Origin of the sequence: Chelatococcus sp. HY11 (assembly GCF_018398335.1) — a bacterium.
GTDB lineage: Bacteria > Pseudomonadota > Alphaproteobacteria > Rhizobiales > Beijerinckiaceae > Chelatococcus.
Genome location: NZ_JAHBRX010000001.1, coordinates 1,082,540 through 1,098,881 on the forward strand (window position 1 = coordinate 1,082,540; position 16,342 = coordinate 1,098,881).

Consider the following 16,342-nt stretch of genomic DNA (forward strand, 5'->3'; position numbering starts at 1 on the left):
GGCTGGACTTTCGCGAACGGTCTGAGGGCGCTTCGAGACGGCCGGCCGACGCGCATGCGCCGGGGCCAGACGGGATCCTCGACGGACTACTTCAGGACATCTGTCCAGAGCTCGGACGGATCGGGCTCCGGGTCGTGGGTCGCGAAGTCTGCTGCCTCGTTGACGATTTCGCGCACCTGCGCGTCGATGGCCTTCAATTCGTCTTCCGGCACTTTCCAGTCGGTCAGGAGCCTGCGGCGTACCTGCTCGATCGGATCATGCTCCTCGCGCATCCGCTGCACTTCGTCCTTGGACCGGTATTTCGCCGGGTCGGACATGGAGTGGCCGCGATAGCGGTAGGTCTGCATTTCGAGGATGTAGGGGCCCTTGCCGGACCGAGCCCATTCCATGGCGCGCTCGCCGGCCGCCTTGACCGCGCGGACGTCCATGCCGTCCACCTGCTCGCCGGGAATATTGAAGGAGGAGCCGCGCTTCGAGAAATCCGTCTGGGCGGAGGAGCGCACCACCGAGGTGCCCATCGCATAGCGGTTGTTCTCGATAATGTAGATGACGGGCAACTTCCAGAGCTCCGCCATGTTGAAGCTCTCGTAGACTTGGCCCTGATTGGCCGCGCCGTCGCCGAAATAGGTCAGGCTGACGCGCTTTTCGTCACGATAGCGATTGGCGAAGGCAAGCCCGGTGCCGAGCGACACCTGCGCGCCGACGATGCCATGGCCGCCGTAGAAGTTCTTCTCCTTGGAGAACATGTGCATCGAGCCACCCTTGCCCTTGGAGTAACCTCCACGGCGACCGGTGAGCTCGGCCATGACACCCTTGGCATCCATGCCGGCGGCCAGCATGTGGCCATGGTCACGATAGCCGGTGATGACCTGGTCGCCTTCCTTGGAGGCGGCCTGCATGCCGACGACGACGGCCTCCTGGCCGATGTAGAGATGGCAGAAGCCGCCGATGAGGCCCATGCCATACATCTGGCCGGCCTTTTCCTCGAAGCGGCGGATAAGGAGCATCTCGCGGAAGGCGGCGAGGTCCTGATCCTTGGTGAAATCTGCTGGAGACGTGGAGCCCGCCCTGGCGGAATTGCGCGCTGTGGCGGCTGTTTTCTTCGCCGGCGCCTTCGTGGCGCGGCTGCCGCGGCGGGAGCCGGCGGCGTCTGAGGTCACGGAGTCAATCTTGGCGTCCGAGCGCGAAGATTTTCGAGCAGCTAGGGACATCAGCATCCTCCCGAAGCGAGTTCTTGAGAGAATATGTAACGTACCCCCGCGCTATTGGCGAGCCCCAAACCGCATAAATATTAGATACAACTGCAACTAACAGCCTGAAAACGCGCGGCTTTTTCAACTTAACCGATTTCGGGTTAAGGAGGAGACGACCCGCGCGTGACGGGTGAAGCGAAGGACTTCGCCCCTCCGTCTGTCTCAGCATTAAGTAGTATAACGACTTCGTTTTTATGCACAAATCCAAGTGTCTGGCGGACCTGGCCATCGAGCACGTCATAGTCGATCGTGTCGGCGCGCAGCATCGAAGCTCGCTTCTCCCATGAGGCCCGCTCGGCCTTTAGCGTTGTTAGTTCTTCCGTGAGCTGGAACATCTCACGCTTCAGCTCACGCTTGGCTTCGAGACCACGCGCGCCGTGGTGCGCATGGAAGACGAAATAGCCCACGATCGCGCTCGATATTGCATAGAGCGCGAGGGGGATGAGGACAGCACGGCGACGTTTGCGAACTACCATGCGAGCATCGTGCCCGGTCGTGGTTAAAAAGCTGTTAGGAGACCGGGCTGCGGCAGGCCCTACAACAAAAAATGGCCGGGACTTGCCCGGCCATTGTCGTCATTGCGAAGCTGTTGCGGCGAGATCAGAGCATTGTCAAGCGAAGGCGATATCAGTTCGCGGGAAGACGATGCGTCGCAACAAATGCTCTAGCCGCGTGCCAGCGCGGCGAGCGCCGCGCGGCCGGCATAGCGCGCCTCGGTGTCGAGTTCCTGCTCGATGCGCAGGAGCTGGTTGTACTTCGCGGTCCGGTCCGAGCGGGCGAGCGACCCGGTCTTGATCTGCCCGCAGTTCGTGGCGACCGCGAGGTCGGCGATCGTCGAATCCTCGGTCTCGCCCGAGCGATGGGACATCACGGCGCGATAGGCGCTGCGCTGGGCGAGATCAACGGCCGCGAGCGTCTCGGTCAGCGAGCCGATCTGGTTCACCTTCACGAGGATCGCGTTGCCGACGCCCCGGTTGATGCCTTCCTGGAGACGCGTGACATTGGTGACGAAGAGGTCGTCGCCGACGAGCTGCGTCTTCGTGCCGACAGCGTCTGTCAGGCCTTTCCAGCCGTCCCAGTCGTCCTCGGACATGCCGTCCTCGATCGAGGCGATGGGGTAGTCCGCGACGAGCTTGGCGAGATAGGCCACCTGCTCCTCCGGCGAGCGCGTCTTGCCCTCGCCGGCATACACGTATGAGCCGTCCTTGAAGAATTCCGTCGCCGCGCAGTCGAGCGCCAGGACCACATCGCGGCCGGGCTCGAAGCCGGCGGTGCGGATGGCCTGCATCACGAAGTCGAGCGCCGCTTCCGCTGACGGCAGGTTCGGCGCGAAGCCGCCTTCGTCGCCGACATTGGTGTTGTGGCCGGCGTCCTTCAGGGCCTTCTTCAACGTATGGAAGATCTCGGCGCCGGTGCGCAGCGCCTCGGAGAAGTTCGGCGCGCCGACCGGCATCACCATGAATTCCTGGAAGTCGATGGGATTGTCCGCGTGGGCGCCGCCATTGACGATATTCATCATCGGCACGGGCAGGACGCGCGCCTGGGTGCCGCCGACATAGCGGTAAAGCGGCAGGCCACTCGCCTGCGCGGCGGCCTTGGCGACCGCCAGAGATACGCCGAGGATGGCATTGGCGCCGATTCGCGACTTGTTCGGCGTACCGTCGAGTTCTATCAGGGCCTCGTCGATCCGCACCTGGTCCTGGGCGTCCAGACCGCCAATGGCCTCGAAGACCTCCGTGTTGACGGCATCGACGGCCTTCAGCACACCCTTGCCGAGATAGCGCGACTTGTCCCCATCACGCAGCTCCACCGCCTCATGGGCGCCCGTGGAGGCGCCGGACGGGACGGCGGCACGGCCGAAGGAGCCATCTTCCAGCGCGACATCGACCTCGACGGTGGGATTGCCGCGACTGTCGAGTATTTCACGGGCGACGATATCGACGATCGATGTCATGAAGCATCCTCCCAGCCACCAGCGGGCTGTACAATTGACGACGGGCCGCCCACGGCGCGGACGGCAGCCTTGGAAACACCGTCCGGCTTTTACGCCAACTGCTCCGGGCGGCAAAGGGCCGATACGCGGATCGTTTCCGGGCTTGCGCCCGGAGGCCGCGTCGGCCACAGAACTCGGCGTAAAAGGATGACACCGAGATGACAAGCGAACTCAAGCCTGCAAACTTGCAGCTGGGCAAGCCCAGCGCCCTGCCCGCCTCGCCCGAGGAGGCCGAGCTCGACCGGGTGCCGAATCCGCAGGCCGGCACGCGCTATGTCGCGCGTTTCACCTGCCCGGAGTTCACCTCCCTCTGCCCGGTCACCGGCCAGCCCGACTTCGGCATTCTCGTGATCGATTATGTGCCGGATCAATGGCTCGTCGAGTCAAAATCCCTGAAGCTCTATCTCCACGCCTTCCGCAATCACGGCGCCTTCCATGAAGACTGCACGGTCTCGATCGGGCTGCGCCTCGCGGCCCTTCTCGAACCCGTGTGGCTTCGCATTGGCGGCTACTGGTATCCGCGCGGCGGGATTCCGATCGACGTGTTCTGGCAGACCGGCGCCCCACCCGACGGCCTGTTCCTGCCCGATCAGGGCGTGCCGCCCTATCGCGCGCGGGGATAGGCGCGAGGCAGGGTCTTCCTCCAAGCGTCGTGGCATGTCGACCTTCGGAATGGATCCCCTTGCCGTCGCGCAGCGACGGCAAGGGGATCCATGAACACGACGCAGCGGGAGGGCAACACCGGTCCGCAAGGCTTCCGCTACGGCGCGGTGCCGTTCCAGGCCTTGACGAGGTCGCTGACCAGCGCCGCCGGGTCGTCTGCCCGCATGGCGCCGCCCATGACGGCGATGCCGGCGATGCCGGCGCGGCGGCAGGCGCGAATCGCGGCGGCATCGATCCCGCCGATGGCGATCGCAGGGAGGGAGGTCGCGGCCACGATCCCGGCAAGCCCGCCCGGGCCGAGCGCCGGCCCGTAGCCCGGCTTACTCGTCGTCGGAAAGGCCGGGCCCGCGACCACATAGTTCAATGCAGCGGACGATGCCGCGGCGGCTTCCGCCGCGCTGTGCACCGACTGGCCGATCAGCACCTCCGGGCCAAGCCGCGCGCGGACGGCCTCGGCATCGGCGGCCGCGCCGAGATGGAGCCCGACGCCGGCCGCTTCGGCCACCGCCACGGACCCGTGGACGGAAACGAATGCCCCGAACGGCTCGGCCTGATCCTTGATCGCGCGCAAAAGCGCTACCTGGGTATCCTCGGGTAAGTCCTTCTCGCGCAGGCTGAACCATCGGCAGCCGCCGGCGAAGGCCGCCGCCGCGATGTCGGGAAGCGGCCGCGAGGCCTGCGCGCGATCGCTCACCATCAGCAAGGGTGGCTGCGGCAGCATCAGCTCTCCACGAGCCCGAGTTGCGGGCTTGAGGGTTCGGCAAAGCGACGACGGGGGATCCGGCCGGCGAGATGCGCCAGCCGTCCCGCCTCCACCGCCAAACGCATGGCGCGTGCCATCCTGATCGGGTCGTCCGCCCGGGAAACGGCGGTGTTGAGCAGAACGGCCGAACAGCCGAGCTCCATGGCGAAGGCAGCATCCGAGGCCGTGCCGATGCCGGCGTCGAGCACAACCGGCACGGGGCTGCGGCCGCAGACGATTTCGATGAGATGCGGATTGGAAATGCCGAGCCCGGAGCCGATCGGTGAACCGAGCGGCATGACGGCGGCAGCACCCGCGTCCGCGAGCTTCCGGCAGGCTACAGGATCCTCTGTGCAATAGGGCAGCACGACGAAGCCCTTGGCCGTGAGATCGGCCGTCGCGACCAGAAGCTCCTCGACATCGGGATATTGCAGCTCGCGGTCGCCGATGATCTCCAACTTCACCCAATTGGTCTCAAGGGCCTCACGCCCGAGCTCCGCGGTCAGGATGGCATCGCGCGCCGTCTGGCAGCCGGCAGTATTGGGGAGGAATCCGACGTTGTCCCCCAACACGTCGATGAGGCTTTCCTCATAGCCGTCGAGGCTGATTCGCCGCACCGAGGCGGTGACGAATTGCGAGCCGCTCGCCGCGACGGCGTCGAGCATGACCTGCTGGTTGGGATAACCGGCCGTGCCGAGAAAGAGGCGCGAATCGAAGCGCCGGCCGGCGATGATGAGCGGATCGCCCGCAGTCGCGATAGAAGACAAGCTGTTCATCGATCAACCTCCCTGCCGGGCGCGGACGATTTCCACCCGATCGCCAGCGGTCAGACGCGTCTCGGGCCACTTCGCCCTGGGCAGGACGGCGCCATTAAGGGCCACCGCGATGCCGCGCGCCTCGACCGCGACGTGGCTTGCCACGAGTTCCGCGACAGTCGCCACCTCCAGGGCAGCCTCCTCGCCGTTCACGCGGATGAGTTCAGGCATCTTTTCAACTCCAGGCGGTCAACGATTTGAAGTGCCGTAGTATTTCGTCGTTTCGCCGCGTGTCATAAATAGGCCCTTAGCCCGGAAAAAGGATCCGCTCATGCCGCCGCCGCGCGCATAAAGCGGCCGAAGCCGAATGGTTCGGCCATGGAGTCCATCTTGCCGCTCAGGATGAAATCACTGATCAACTTGGCCGTGATTGGTGTGAGCAGGATACCGTTGCGATGGTGCCCTGTCGCATAGACGAGCCCCTCAACCGGCCCGGCGCCGAAGATCGGTGCGTCATCACGGCTCCCGGGGCGATGGCCGACCCAGGTCTCCAGCACTGGCAGTTCCTCGATGCCGGGGAGCGCGCGCCATGCGGCGTGGAGCAGCGACAGGAGCCCGCCGGCGGTGATCGCCGTGTCAAAGCCCTTTTCCTCGACGGTCGCGCCGACGATGAGGCGGCCATCCAGGCGCGGTACGAGATAGACGCCCGGAGCCCAGACAACATGTCTCAGAAGAGGCGCCGCCGGGTCCATCGCGAGCGCCAGCATCTGCCCTTTCACAGGACGCACCGCCGGTCGCGCCTCGGCCGGGAGGCCAGGAATGCCACGTGACCAGGGGCCCGCTGCCAGCACCACCCTGCCCGCTTCCCGCAGGCCGGCTGCGGTGATGACGCCGGCAACGCGGCCGTCCTTGAGGGACAGGCCTTCGATCGGCGTGTTCTCGACGAGCGTGACGCCCGCGCGCAGGGCCGCCACGCGTAACGCTTGCGCGAGCTTGCGATTGTCGACCTGATGGTCCTCGGGCGAGGACACCCCTCCGGCGACGCCAGGGGCAAGCGCCGGCTCCAGCCGCCGGAGATCGCGGCCACTCAGCCACGAAACAGGCAGGCCAAGCCGCCCCTGCAACTCCGCGTGATTGCGCAGCTTGGCCGCATCGTCGGCCGTCAGGGCCACCATGAGGGTGCCCTCCGTCCTCAGCTCGACGGGCAGGCCGCTCGCGGCTTCGAGCTCCGCGGCGAAAGCGGGCCAGAGCGCCTGGCTTGCCCGGTTGAGGGTCAGCAGCCGCTCTTCGGAGGGCTCGATCTCGGCGCATGCGGCCAGCATGCCGGCGGCCGCGTGGCTCGCCCCCTGGCCGGCCTCTCCCTTGTCGAAGACAGTGACGGGAAGGCCGCGCTGCGCGAGCCGCCAGGCGATCGACAAGCCGATCACGCCGGCACCGATGATGGCAACCTCGTTCTGACGCGCGGAATTATCCTGAACCATTCGCGGCTCCCTACGCTGGCATGACCCAGACAGGTTCGATGGGTATGTTCTCAGCCCCGCGAAGCGAGGCACCCCAAGCCATGTCTTCCTAAAATGAGGTGTTCAGGCGTGAACCGCAAGCCTCATGTCGCCCGTCAGAACGTCATGCAGGCGGAATTGATGATGCCGGCTGACAGCGAGGCCGCGCCAAGGAGACATGCGGCCGCGATCTCGCCCTTTGCAATGCGCTCCGTCAAATTCGGCACCAGGATGCGCACGAGCCAGTAGACGATGATCTGCACGACCAGCGCGATGATGCCCCAGAGCACCAGCGCGAGCACAGTCGTCGTGTTGACGATGGCGCTCGACAGCGGCAGGGCGAAACCGACGAGGCTGAGGCCGAGGGACAGCGCCGCAGAGACGACATTGCGGCGAATGAGCTCGAACTCGTTATGGGTCGTTGCGAAGGTGTAGACCGCGAGATAGAGGGCAACGAGAAGGATCGAAATGACAAAATCGACGAGAAAGTCGATGAAATTGACCAGAAGGATACCGTCCATCGTTGCCCCCGCGTTTGCGCCATTTTGGTCCGCGCCATGCCCGGTTAGCGCCAAGACTGGTTAGCGCCATGCCTCTCTTGCGCTAGCCTGGCCGGCGCTATGCTTTTCCGCCACCGCGCGTCGCGGTTTCGAAGGCGATCGCGACGCCGTGAGCGTCCTGCGCGGCGATCGTCAGACGCGGCCCGACCCTGCGCGCCGCGATACCAGCCCTGGCAAGCCGCTCGGCCACGGCGTCGAGATCGTCGACCTCGATCGCAAAGGCAACGAAGACTTCCTCCTTGATCACGCCGGCCGCGCCGTAGAGGCTGCGAAATGCGTCGGTGGAGAGGATGTCGAGCCGGCCCCGGGGCAATTCCGCGGAAACGCCCAGCGATGTGGCGCGCAGATCGCGCTGCCCCGTGAAGGCTGACAGAAAGATGTGATGGTCGGTCGGGTTTTCCGCGGTCATGACGGCAGCCGAGACACCCCGTGCCCCGTTGGCGTGGCTTTGGAATGCCGGATTCCAGAAATTCTCCGGGAAATGCTGCTGGCAGACGAAAAACCCACATCGTGGGGCGCGGTCGTCCCGGGCGAAGGCCAGCGTGAAGGCGACCGTCGTCTCGCCGCCATCCGGGCGGCGCGCATGCCGCTCGAAAAAGAAGGTCTCGAAATCGCCGATGCCGGCGGCAGCGAAATCGAGCGCATCGCTCGGCGCGTCGCGGCTCTCGAGCACGAGCATGGCGAGCCTCTCGCCGCGCGCGAGGCTGTCACGGACGAAGGCGCCGAAGCTGAATGTCCGTTCGCCATGGGGGGCGATGGCAGCCCCTTCGCCCACCGTGATGAGCTCGATGAACGAGCCATCGAACTGTACGATACGGTTCTCGGTGCCCCACGGATGCCGGTTGCGCGCTCCGACCGTAAAGCCGAGCGTCTCGTAAAAAGCGCCAGCCGCGTCGAGATCGCGGACGGCGACGACGAGATGGTCCAGTCCGCGGGGATGGCCGACCATCAGACGAGCCGGCTCTGCTCGACGGCCGCCGCCACGAAGCTCTGGAACAGGGGATGAGGCTCGAACGGCCGCGATTTCAGCTCCGGATGGAACTGCACGCCGATGAACCACGGATGATCGACGAGCTCGACGATCTCCGGCAGGAGCCCGTCCGGCGAGACGCCGCTGAAGCGCAGGCCGCGCTCCTCCAGCCGCTGCCGATAGCTCATATTGACCTCGTAACGGTGGCGATGGCGCTCCGAGATCTTGGTCATGCCGTAGATGTCGGCCACCTTGCTGCCCGCCGAGAGGGAGGCAGGGAAGGCCCCGAGGCGCATGGTGCCGCCGAGATCACCATCGGCGCGACGCTTCTCCAGCTCGTTGCCGTTCAGCCATTCGGTCAGAAGGCCGACGACCGGCTCGTCGGTCGCTCCGAATTCCGTGGAATTGGCAGCCGCGACGCCAGCCAGCGACCGCGTGGCCTCGATGACGGCCATCTGCATACCGAAGCAGATGCCGAAGTAGGGAACTTTGCGCTCGCGCGCGAAGCCCGCCGCCTTGATTTTTCCCTCGGCGCCACGCTGGCCGAAGCCGCCGGGCACCAGGATGCCGTGCACATGCTCCAGGAAGGGCGCGGGATCCTCCCGCTCGAAGATCTCGCTTTCGATCCAGTCGAGATTGACCTTGACGCGATTGGCGATACCGCCATGGGTCAAGGCCTCGATCAGCGACTTATAAGCGTCCTTCAACCCCGTATATTTGCCGACGATGGCGATGGTCACCTCGCCCTCGGGATTCTTGATGCGCTGGGAAATGCCCTGCCAGCGGTCGATGTTCGGCGCGGGAGCGTCATTGATCCGAAACGCCGCCAGAACCTCGTCGTCGAGCCCCTCGGCGTGATAGGCGACGGGCACGTCATAGATTGTCCCGACGTCACGCGCTTCAATCACCGCCGTCTCACGGACATTGCAGAACAGCGACAGCTTGCGTCGCTCATCCTCGGGAATCGGGCGGTCGGTACGGCAGAGCAGGATGTCCGGCTGAATGCCGATGGAACGGAGCTCGGCGACCGAATGCTGGGTTGGCTTGGTCTTCAGTTCGCCGGCCGACGGGATGTAGGGCAGAAGCGTCAGGTGGATGAAGACCGCCTGTCCGCGGTCGAGTTCCTGCCCGAGCTGGCGGATCGCCTCGAGGAAGGGAAGGCTCTCGATATCGCCCACCGTGCCGCCGATCTCGACCAGCACGAAATCGCAGTCCTCGTTACCTTCAAGGACAAACTCCTTGATGGCGTTGGTGACATGCGGAATGACCTGGACGGTCGCGCCGAGATAGTCGCCACGGCGTTCCTTATTGAGGATGTCGAGATAGATGCGACCCGTGGTGACATTGTCATTGCGGGTGCAGGGGCGCCCCGTGAAGCGCTCGTAATGACCGAGATCGAGATCCGTCTCGGCGCCGTCATCGGTAACGAACACCTCACCATGCTGGTAAGGGCTCATCGTGCCCGGGTCGACGTTCAGGTAAGGGTCAAGCTTCCGAAGGCGGACGCTGTAACCGCGTGCCTGCAGAAGGGCTCCGAGAGCGGCTGATGCGAGGCCCTTGCCCAGGGAGGAGACCACGCCGCCGGTGATGAAAACGTACCGCGCCATGGGAGTCCTCATTTACTCTATCGCGATCGATTCGGGGAGTGGTCATAGGACCAATCCAGGCGAAAATATGTACGATACTCACAAACCAGCGCTGATCCTGCGCATCTAGCGCATATCAAGGGCCCTTTTGGCGCCTCCGGTCGCGAAAAATCGGAAAAGGCGTCGTGGCGCGGTCGGCCTCCGGCTCACTGCGAGCCGGGCACCTGAGGCGTCGTCGGCGCGGGCGGCGCCGCCGGCTGGGGGGCCGGAGCCGGCGCGGAAGGCGCTGCCGGCTGGTCGCCCTGCATCTGGCGAAGCTGATCGAGCACGCCACCGCCTGCACCCGGGGCGCCTGGCGCACCCGGAACAGCCGTGGGCGCTCCACCCGGAACGGAATCGAAGATCGAACGCTGGCCGCGCTGCATGCTCGCCATCACTGACAGGCCAAGGCTCGTCAGGAAGAAGATGGTCGCGAGAATGGCGGTCGTGCGGGTCAGGGCGTTGGTCTGCCCGCGCCCTGTCATGAAGCCTGAAACACCACCGCCGCCCATGCCAAGGCCGCCCCCTTCGGAGCGCTGCAGAAGCACCACACCGACGAGCGCGATGACAACAAAGAGGTGGATGACGATGATAACGGTTTGCATGTCAACATCCAACGCCCGGCGCGGGCATGACCGGCCAGGCTCGATTCATTTGTGCCGCTCTAACACAGTCCCCGTCCGCGAGGAAAGACCATTGCGAGGGAGAATTGCCCGCGCCCCATGCAGATCTTCCCTGCCCAGACGGCAGATCGTGATGGGTTGGCAAGAGATCAAGTGCTGTTCTCAGACGCCGCAGGCTCTTGCGATCGCCAGAAAATCATCCGCCACGAGGCTTGCCCCGCCCACCAGCGCGCCATTCACATGCGCGACCGCCATGAGTTCGGCGGCATTGGCGGGCTTGACCGAACCACCATAGAGAAGCCGGATGGAGCCTCCGGCCTCGCCATAGCGCTCGATGAGCTGCCGGCGAATGGCGCCATGCATCTCGGCAACGTCGGCCACCGTCGGGGTCAGGCCCGTGCCGATCGCCCAGACCGGCTCATAGGCGACGACGACATCGCCGGGCAGTGCGTCCGGCAGCGAGCCGGCGATCTGCCGCACGACGACCGCCAACGCGCGACCGCCGTCGCGCTCCTCACGCGTCTCACCGACGCAGACGATGGGCAGAAGCCCTGCACGCCAAGCGGCTTCCGCCTTCGCGCGGACGTCGGCGTCGCTCTCGCCATGAAGCGTGCGGCGCTCGGAATGGCCGACGATGACAGCCGACCCACCCGCATCGGCGATCATTTCAGCCGCGATATCGCCCGTGAAGGAACCCGACGGTTCCGCACGGCAATCCTGCCCGCCGATGGCGATGGTCGATCCATCGGCTTTGGCCGCGAAAGCGCCAATGAGAGTGGCCGGCGGGCAGACCATCAGGTCGACCCGGGCCGCGAGTTCGGCGTCATGGCCTTCGATCACCGTTTCCAGCACACCCGTGGAGGCCCTGAGGCCGTTCATTTTCCAGTTTCCAGCCACGAGATGACGCAGATGACCATGAGCCATGAAGCATTTCCCTTGTCGTCGGTGTTGCGATCGAATCGATCCTTAACGCGTGCGGGCGGTATCGCCTAGTCCGGTTCATCGGGGGTTCGTTCATAAGGGCGTTCCGACTGGCCCGCGTCCTGATTAGCTCATGTCCCGGCAGGTCGATGACGCCGAACTTCGGTCGCGCTTTTCGTGCTGCCGATTTTCACGCAGACCTGACGTTGCCAACTGCCTTTGTCCATTGCGGCTCAGGAGCGTGCTCTCTATGATCCGCCACCTTGCTCGTTCGGGCTCTGCCTGGCCGGGTCGAGTTCGGCTGTGCCCAGTCGCCACAAACGCCTCACGCTGATTAAGACCGGACCCCGCTTCTCATGTTGAACAGTTTTCGCAACGCCGGAAAATCGATCATAGGCCGCCTCATCATCGCGGTCTTGTTCGGCCTCCTCATTCTGTCCTTCGGTCTTTGGGGCGTCGGCGACATCTTCCAGGGCTACGCGGCCAATACCGCGGCGAATGTGGGCAAGACGGAAATCACTGTCCAGACGCTGCGCAACACCTATCAGAACGATCTGCAGCGCCTGCAGCAGCAGCTGCGCCAGCCGATCAGCAACGAGATGGCGCGGCGGATCGGGCTGGAGCAGCAGGTTCTGAACAAGCTGATCAACGAAGCGGCGCTGGATGTGCGGGCCACCCAGCTCGGGCTTTCCATTTCGGATGCGGATCTCGCGCGCGCCGTCATGGACGACCCGGTCTTCCGCAATGCCGCAGGTCAGTTCGATCGCCGCCGCTTCGATGAGCTGCTGCGTTACAACGGGCTGACCGAGGCGTCCTATCTCCGAGACCAACGGGCGGTCATCATTCGCCGGCAGTTGCTGGAGGGGGTGATGGGCGCGCTCGAGACGCCGATCGCCCTGCAGGAAGCCGTGTATCGCTACGGCGCCGAGCGTCGTGCCGCGTCTTATGTCGTATTGCCGGCAACGAGCGTAGGCACGATCGCCGACCCGGACGAGGCCGCCCTGCAGACATGGTTCGACGCGCGCAAGGCGGCGTTCCGGGCTCCCGAATATCGCAATGTCGTCACGCTCATCCTGACCCCCGAGGCGCTCGCCAAACCCGACGCGGTGTCGGAGGCGGATGTCAGCCGTGTCTATGAAGCGGACAAGGCAACCCGTTTCGGAACGCCGGAGCGCCGCACCGTCGAGCGTATCACCTTCCCCAATCTGGCCGATGCCCAGGCCGCCGCGGCAAAGCTTGCGGCTGGCGCCACCTTCGAGGCTATCGCCGCAGAACGCGGGCTTGCCGAAAAGGATATGGCCTTCGGGACATTTGCGAAGACCGAATTGATCGACACCGCCGTCGCTGACGCCGTGTTCGCGCTCGCGCAGGGTGCAGCCAGCGGCGCGGTCGAGGGCCGCTTCGGCCCGGTGATCGTGCGCGTCACCGCCATCGAGCCCGCTTCGGTGAAGCCGCTTGAGGCGGTTTCGGCGGAGATTCGTCAGGGGCTCGCCCTCTCGGCCGCGCAGAACCGGATGAACGACATTCACGACCGCATCGAGGACCAGCGTCTGGCAGCCAGGCCTCTCACGGATATCGCGACGGAGTTTGGCCTCACCGCACAGACGATCGCCGCGGTGGATCAGTCCGGAAACGACAAGAACGGCCAGCCCGTTCCGGGCGTCGCCGGGAATACGGCACTCCTCACCGCGATCTTCGCCTCGGACGTCGGTGCCGACAACGAGGCGATCCGTCTGAGCAATGGCGGATATGAGTGGTTCGACGTGCGCGGCGTCGATCCGGCCCACGAGCGCCCACTCGCGGAGGTGCGTGAGCAGGTGCTGACACGTTGGCGTGAGGACGCCATTGCCCAGGCGCTGTCTGAAAAGGCGCGCGCGCTGGTCGAGCGCCTCAACAAGGGCGAGGCCATCCAGGCGATCGCGACCGAACTGTCCCTGCCGGTCCAGACCGCGACCGGGCTCGCCCGCGGCACGGCAAGCGGTAACCTGCCCGTGCCCGCCGTGACGCAAATCTTCGCAGTGCCGGCCGGAAAGGCCGGATCCGTAGCAGCCGGGACCAACGGGGACACACGCATTGTCTTTGTCGTGACCGAGGCGACCGTGCCGCCTTACATCACATCGACCGGCGACGCGATCCGCATTCGCGATCAGATGCGGACCGCTGTCGGGGAAGATCTGATCAGCGAATACACCTCCAAGCTGCGCAGCGAGCTCGGCGTCACCATCAACCAGCAGGCGATCAACAACGCCTTCGGCAATAGCGATCTCTGATCGCGAGCCGGCACCCGGACCGCACGAGCGGAGGCCGATCTCGTCAAGCCTCTGGCGTTGCGGCGGCGGGTCAGGTATAGCCCGCGAACCATGAGAGCGTGAGTGGTCCTCCTGCCGGGCAATGCACTTGGCGTGGGATCGTCGCTCTCAGGTATGCCCGCTTCCAAGGAGACGGGCGCGACGACCCTCTGGGCAGGTCTGTCCGGAGGCACGGTGATCTGGACGTATCACGCGACTTCACCCCTCGCGCTGGTCACGCTCCCTAATTGAAAAGGTGAGGTTTCCCGCCCGGTTCCAAACGGTCGGTTCGGACCTCAGTACAAGCCATGCTGTTTTCACCGTCTTTCGAAGACTTCGCCGTTACCTATGAAAAAGGCGAAGCCAGCGTTCTCAGCACAAGTCTCGTCGCTGATCTCGAAACCCCAGTCGCCGCCTATCTGAAGCTCAGCGCCGGCGGCACCCTTCCCAACTTCCTTCTCGAATCGGTCGAGGGCGGCGCCACCCGCGGCCGCTATTCGATGATCGGGCTCAAGCCCGACCTGATCTGGCGATGCCGGGACGGCAAGGTCGAGATCAATCGCGCCGCGTTGCGTCGTTCCACCTTCGTCCCCGATGATCGCTTGCCTCTGGACAGCCTGCGCGCGCTGATCGCCGAAAGTGCGATCACCCTGCCCGCGGGCCTGCCTCCCATGGCGGCCGGTGTGTTCGGTTATCTCGGCTACGACATGGTGCGCCAGATGGAGCGCCTGCCCGGTGGCCCGCAGGATGCGCTCGATCTGGACGACGCCATCCTCGTGCGCCCCACCGTGATGGTGGTGTTCGATTCCGTCAGGGACGAGCTGTCGCTCATCACCCCGGTGCGTCCGCAGGGTAGCGTGTCAGCCAAGGTCGCCTATGAGGCGGCCGTGGAGCGCATCGAGGAGGCGCTGACGGCGCTTGACGCGCCCCTGCCGCGGGAAAGCGGACCGGACGTGGCGAACCTGCCCGCCCCCACCCCGGTGTCCAACACCACACCGGAGCGCTTCAAGGCCATGGTGGACAAGGCGAAGGATTACATCCGCGCCGGCGACATCTTCCAGGTGGTGCTCTCCCAACGCTTCGACGCGCCTTTCACCTTGCCGGCGCTCTCGCTCTATCGAGCGCTGCGGCGGCTCAATCCCTCGCCCTACCTGTGTTTCCTCGATTTCCTGGATTTCCAGATCGTCTGTTCGAGCCCGGAAATCCTGGTGCGGGTCCGCGATGGCAAGGTCACTGTGCGCCCCATCGCCGGCACGCGCCGAAGGGGCGCGACGGCGGCGGAGGACCGGGCGCTCGCCGAGGAACTCCTGGCGGACCCCAAGGAGCGCGCCGAGCATCTGATGCTGCTCGACCTCGGCCGCAACGACGCTGGCCGGGTTTCGGCGATCGGCAGCGTCAACGTCACCGACAGCTACTTCCTGGAGTACTACAGCCAGGTGATGCACATCGTATCCAATGTCGAGGGCCGGCTTGATCCGAAGCGCGATGCCCTCGATGCCCTGGTGGCGGCCTTCCCGGCTGGGACGGTCTCCGGCGCGCCGAAGGTGCGCGCCATGGAGATCATCGACGAAATGGAGAAGGACAAGCGCGGCCCCTATGCCGGCTGCATCGGCTATTTCGGCGCCGACGGCGAGATGGACACGTGCATCGTGCTGCGGACCGCGCTGGTCAAGAACGGGCGCATGTCCGTTCAGGCAGGCGCCGGCATCGTCTACGATTCCGATCCTGAGTCGGAACAGGTCGAATGCGTCAACAAGGCGAAAGCCGCCTTCCGGGCCGCGGAGGAAGCCGTGCGCTTCGCCGCGAATGCCCGGCGCGGGCAGTAGGAGGTTCCGCCATGACGCGTATCGTTCTGATCGACAACTACGATTCATTCACCTGGAACCTCATGCATCTCGTCGCAGGCACGGGCGCCGACGTCGAGGTTCATCGCAATGACGCGCTGAGCGTCGCGGATGTCGTGGCCAGTCGCCCGGATGCCATTGTGCTGTCGCCTGGGCCCTGTACGCCGAACGAGGCGGGCATCTGCCTCGGCCTCATCACCGAGGCCGGTCCGTCGATTCCGATTTTCGGCGTCTGTCTTGGCATGCAGGCGATGGGGCAGGCCTATGGTGGTGCGGTGGTGCGGGCGCCGGCTCCGATGCATGGCAAGATCTCCGAGGTTCGCCACAACGGAGACGGCGTGTTCCGCGGCATCAACGAGCCGTTCAAGGCGACCCGCTACCACTCGCTGGTCGTCGATCGCGCGACCTGCCCGGATGTTTTCGATGTCACCGCCGAGAGCGATGACGGCCTGATCATGGCCCTGTCACACAAAAATCATCCAGTGCATGGCGTCCAGTTCCATCCGGAGAGTATTCTTTCCGAGCATGGCGCGACGATCATGCGTAACTTCCTCGATCTGGCGACCGTCTGGAACCGGACGCAACGCCACAACCATAACTGACGGG

The 16,342-nt window shown here is 65.1% G+C and carries 16 protein-coding genes and 1 riboswitch; of the genes, 4 read left to right on the forward strand and 12 right to left on the reverse strand.

Annotated features, from left to right (window positions below; translation table 11 throughout):
- Positions 1 to 86: 86 nt before the first annotated feature.
- The 3 genes from pdhA to eno form a co-directional block, all read right to left on the reverse strand.
- Positions 87 to 1,160 carry a pyruvate dehydrogenase (acetyl-transferring) E1 component subunit alpha gene (pdhA, locus tag KIO74_RS05140; RefSeq protein ID WP_291959944.1) on the reverse strand — a complete coding sequence of 358 codons (1,074 nt, stop codon included), beginning with the start codon at positions 1,158 to 1,160 and terminating at the stop codon, positions 87 to 89.
- Between the two features lie 194 nt (positions 1,161 to 1,354).
- Entirely contained in the window at positions 1,355 to 1,729 is a 375-nt protein-coding gene (locus KIO74_RS05145; protein WP_213331003.1) for an FtsB family cell division protein, read from the reverse strand.
- Between the two features lie 188 nt (positions 1,730 to 1,917).
- On the reverse strand, positions 1,918 to 3,207 hold the full coding sequence (gene eno, locus KIO74_RS05150; protein WP_213331004.1) for a phosphopyruvate hydratase: 1,290 nt from the start codon (positions 3,205 to 3,207) through the stop codon (positions 1,918 to 1,920).
- Between the two features lie 197 nt (positions 3,208 to 3,404).
- Between eno and queF the strand changes: the two genes are divergently transcribed.
- Positions 3,405 to 3,869, forward strand: a complete 465-nt coding sequence (queF, locus tag KIO74_RS05155; RefSeq protein ID WP_213331005.1) for a preQ(1) synthase — start codon at positions 3,405 to 3,407, stop codon at positions 3,867 to 3,869.
- Between the two features lie 137 nt (positions 3,870 to 4,006).
- On the opposite strand, the gene KIO74_RS05160 is transcribed toward queF, so the two are convergent.
- From KIO74_RS05160 to tpiA, 9 genes are all read right to left on the reverse strand, one after another.
- Positions 4,007 to 4,630 carry a thiamine phosphate synthase gene (locus KIO74_RS05160; protein ID WP_213331006.1) on the reverse strand — a complete coding sequence of 208 codons (624 nt, stop codon included), beginning with the start codon at positions 4,628 to 4,630 and terminating at the stop codon, positions 4,007 to 4,009.
- Complete coding sequence (locus tag KIO74_RS05165) at positions 4,630 to 5,427, reverse strand: thiazole synthase (protein WP_213331007.1); 798 nt, start codon at positions 5,425 to 5,427, stop codon at positions 4,630 to 4,632. Before KIO74_RS05165 ends, KIO74_RS05160 begins: the two co-directional genes overlap by 1 nt.
- Positions 5,428 to 5,430: 3 nt before the next feature.
- The gene (thiS, locus tag KIO74_RS05170) at positions 5,431 to 5,637 is read right to left on the reverse strand and encodes a sulfur carrier protein ThiS (protein ID WP_213331008.1); all 207 of its coding nucleotides are present in this window, start codon (positions 5,635 to 5,637) and stop codon (positions 5,431 to 5,433) included.
- Between the two features lie 98 nt (positions 5,638 to 5,735).
- Positions 5,736 to 6,887 carry a glycine oxidase ThiO gene (thiO, locus tag KIO74_RS05175; protein ID WP_213331009.1) on the reverse strand — a complete coding sequence of 384 codons (1,152 nt, stop codon included), beginning with the start codon at positions 6,885 to 6,887 and terminating at the stop codon, positions 5,736 to 5,738.
- Positions 6,879 to 6,973: riboswitch (TPP riboswitch) on the reverse strand. It overlaps the preceding gene by 9 nt.
- Positions 6,974 to 7,021: 48 nt before the next feature.
- Positions 7,022 to 7,426, reverse strand: a complete 405-nt coding sequence (locus KIO74_RS05180; protein ID WP_213331010.1) for a DUF350 domain-containing protein — start codon at positions 7,424 to 7,426, stop codon at positions 7,022 to 7,024.
- 97 nt (positions 7,427 to 7,523) lie between these two features.
- Complete coding sequence (locus KIO74_RS05185; RefSeq protein WP_213331011.1) at positions 7,524 to 8,414, reverse strand: VOC family protein; 891 nt, start codon at positions 8,412 to 8,414, stop codon at positions 7,524 to 7,526.
- Positions 8,414 to 10,042, reverse strand: coding sequence for a CTP synthase (pyrG, locus tag KIO74_RS05190; RefSeq protein WP_213331012.1), 1,629 nt, complete (start codon positions 10,040 to 10,042; stop codon positions 8,414 to 8,416). Before pyrG ends, KIO74_RS05185 begins: the two co-directional genes overlap by 1 nt.
- A 185-nt stretch (positions 10,043 to 10,227) precedes the next feature.
- Positions 10,228 to 10,665, reverse strand: a complete 438-nt coding sequence (gene secG, locus KIO74_RS05195; protein WP_213331013.1) for a preprotein translocase subunit SecG — start codon at positions 10,663 to 10,665, stop codon at positions 10,228 to 10,230.
- 180 nt (positions 10,666 to 10,845) lie between these two features.
- Complete coding sequence (tpiA, locus tag KIO74_RS05200) at positions 10,846 to 11,607, reverse strand: triose-phosphate isomerase (protein WP_213331014.1); 762 nt, start codon at positions 11,605 to 11,607, stop codon at positions 10,846 to 10,848.
- Positions 11,608 to 11,960: 353 nt separating this feature from the next.
- Between tpiA and KIO74_RS05205 the strand changes: the two genes are divergently transcribed.
- The 3 genes from KIO74_RS05205 to KIO74_RS05215 all read left to right on the forward strand — a co-directional run bounded on the left by KIO74_RS05205 (position 11,961) and on the right by KIO74_RS05215 (position 16,338).
- Positions 11,961 to 13,874, forward strand: a complete 1,914-nt coding sequence (locus KIO74_RS05205) for a peptidylprolyl isomerase (protein ID WP_213331015.1) — start codon at positions 11,961 to 11,963, stop codon at positions 13,872 to 13,874.
- Positions 13,875 to 14,200: 326 nt separating this feature from the next.
- A complete protein-coding gene (gene trpE / locus KIO74_RS05210; RefSeq protein ID WP_213331016.1) occupies positions 14,201 to 15,718 on the forward strand; it encodes an anthranilate synthase component I in 1,518 nt (505 codons plus the stop codon).
- Positions 15,719 to 15,729: 11 nt separating this feature from the next.
- Entirely contained in the window at positions 15,730 to 16,338 is a 609-nt protein-coding gene (locus KIO74_RS05215) for an anthranilate synthase component II (protein ID WP_213331017.1), read from the forward strand.
- Positions 16,339 to 16,342 lie beyond the last annotated feature (4 nt).